Annotated in this window: 1 protein-coding gene; it reads right to left on the reverse strand. The window is 57.7% G+C overall.

Annotated elements, in window-relative coordinates:
- A partial coding sequence (locus B4F73_RS16015) for a transposase (RefSeq protein WP_290483761.1) occupies window positions 1–302 on the reverse strand: 302 nt, incomplete at its 3' end.
- Window positions 303–362 lie beyond the last annotated feature (60 nt).

Below are 362 nucleotides of genomic sequence, written 5' to 3' on the forward strand. Positions count from 1 at the left end.
GAGGTCAGCAGGTAGGTTGCCAGCAACCACTTATGAAGCGGAACCTTGGAGCGCTCGAATACGGTGCCAACCGTTACCGTGAATTGCTTGCGGCAGGCATTGCACTGGTAGAGGCCCTTGCGCTCCTTGCCTTCAGGGTGCGCGGCAGACGGACGAGAACGAGCGCCCTTGATGGCCGTGACGTGCTTATCCCCCACGCATCCGCAGTGCGGGCAGACCGCGCCATCAGGCCAGCGCTGGGCCTCAAGGTGCTCGCGGGCTGCGTCGGCGTTTTGAAAGATTGGGTTGGTGAGGTTCGTCATGTCGTTCTCCGTTGAGAACAATATGCTTTTTGGTCACTGCTTTGTCAAGTATATAATTAG

The sequence above is a fragment of the Hyphomonas sp. UBA3601 genome (genome assembly GCF_002375605.1).
GTDB lineage: Bacteria > Pseudomonadota > Alphaproteobacteria > Caulobacterales > Hyphomonadaceae > Hyphomonas.